Annotated in this window: 1 pseudogene; it reads right to left on the bottom strand. The window is 42.3% G+C overall.

The features are described 5' to 3' along the window. Positions 1–57: 57 nt before the first annotated feature. Positions 58–484, bottom strand: a pseudogene (locus tag CAG69_RS22560) (IS3 family transposase); the annotation flags it as partial. Between the last annotated feature and the right edge of the window lie 1,659 nt (positions 485–2,143).

The raw sequence follows: 2,143 nt of genomic DNA, 5'->3' as shown, positions 1-2,143 counted from the left end.
ATACTACGTTTATGACTTTGTAACGATAAGGTGCCTGTTTTCTTAAGCGGGATTCCATGAATGGTAACAACTCAAATTTACGTCCTGATCTATCACTATATCCGCAATGGTTCTCGCTTCGGCTGTGGTATTGCTTGCGACGCGATCCCCTTTAATCAGATGCGTAATTTTACTAACTCTGTATTCATTAATTTTGGGCGGTTTAGCCAATAGTGATAACTACTTAGGTGAACATTGAATACCTCGCATAATGTTTTTATGCTTTAGCTCTGATTGAGTTTCGTGAGCATCAAGAGCTCTTCACTGAGAACGACATCAAAAGATCCATGGTTTTTTTTAGTATTTCGTTACTCTTCAAGTCGCATCAACTTCTTTTTCAATTCCAAACTTCTGAGCATAAATGGGAGTTTCGATGCTTTCTCTTGGCACTCATCGCTAGTTGGCGACCCCATTTATCTATCGTGGATTTGCCCGCGTTCATGGCTGGGCCCCTTAAATCACTGAATAATTTTAGTCTAGGACTGGCTGCACTAGGTTGTCACAGTGGATGAGCCCTAGCGACAGAGACCTACCTTATGATGATAAGGTGATGTAATCCGCATCGGAGCACGTTCTTAAATGTCACCACCGCCTAAACGAGTTAACAAGCAGTATGAAGTCGCGTGGCCGGTAAGCGTAAGGTCGTCCATACGGACTCTGTTAAGAAATGTATACCCTGAAATAGAAATATGTGTTATCACAAGTCAACTTCTTTGCATCATCACCTTGCAGAACGACAAGGTTAAAAACAGCGATCATCAACCAACCTAATATGATTGTTCTCAGATAGGTAAACCCCGTAAGGTCAATCACCTGCTTCAACTCGTCTCCTTGCGGGCAGGCTGTACCATACGACAGAGAAAACACTCTCTTCCAAAGGAGCTAGAACTCCGGGAGTGAATGATGTTATTAAATTCACCTGTGAGGGAAATTGGGAGACTATCTACACGAACTTAGGCTAGAAATACAATCTGGTAACTTCCTGTCTATGTCCACTAGGAAAATGATCTCCACTCATTATATTATTGCTTCAGACCAGAGTTCACTATGCGAACGGCATAGTCAAATTACATCTCACTGACAGAACAGCTCCTTATGGCCGATGGGTAATAGAAGGTGACTTATCCAGTTACTTCGATACCGTACACCATTGACGGATGATCAAGTGTATGCGTAAGCGGTTAAGCTGTAATGGTTTTCTTGATTTAATATGGCGTTTTATCAACTAAGAGCATGTTGAGAGAAACTGGTTCAGTACAACGCATCAGCATGAACCCCAGAGCGACGCTATCTCTCCATTACTGTCAAATATCATGCTTAATGAGTTAGACCAGGATCTTCATCAACGCTATCTGAGTAAGAAAACTCGCAAAGTCAGATGGTATCAATACAACAGCATAAAATAGGGTACCGTTCAGCCATTGAGAATAACTGGCAATGACTACCAGCGGTTACCTACTATCGTTATACCGATGACTTTGTTCTCATCATCAAAGGTACGAAACAAGATGTTGAATATATCCGAGAGGAATGTCTATAGTTCCTTTAGGGGGGGAATCAGATTATCCGAAAACGCGATCCTAAAGGAAACATGCGAGTCGTTACCACTATACCAAAGGTTAAGGCGATAGCATTCACTCATGCGTTAGTAAAAGAGCTTTCAGGGGGCTTCAATTGCAGCATGATACATAAGGTTAAGATGATCAACCAGAAGCTCAATGGGTGATCGCAGTTTTATCGCCATACTGACTTCACTGCGATGACTGAAGATCGGATAAACAGAGTAGTGCCCTGGAAGCTTGCTATCTCGCAAGTACAAACGTCGTATTAAAGCACTGTTGTAGAAATGATGTAGGCACCGGAGCCAAAGGAAGGCTGAAACAAGGCTCTTTGGTAAAACAAATAAGGGGGCATCTGTTTGGTATATCCCTGCTCCGGCTTGTGAGTAACCAAAAGGTATAGTTCAAGTGGCTCTTCCAGCAACCAATTCCTATTTTCTGACGAAAACCAGAAATACCATTCCTTCAAGATAGTCAGATGTTCCTATGCCTGTAGGCCGACTGCGCTCTGTCTCTTGATTTATTTGCTTCAGATATGATAAGGC

Origin of the sequence: Vibrio sp. V43_P6S15P86, assembly GCF_009904725.1 — a bacterium.
Classification (GTDB): domain Bacteria; phylum Pseudomonadota; class Gammaproteobacteria; order Enterobacterales; family Vibrionaceae; genus Vibrio; species Vibrio diabolicus.
Note: the sequence above shows the minus strand (reverse complement) of the source record. Positions and strands in the feature narration are given on the sequence as shown.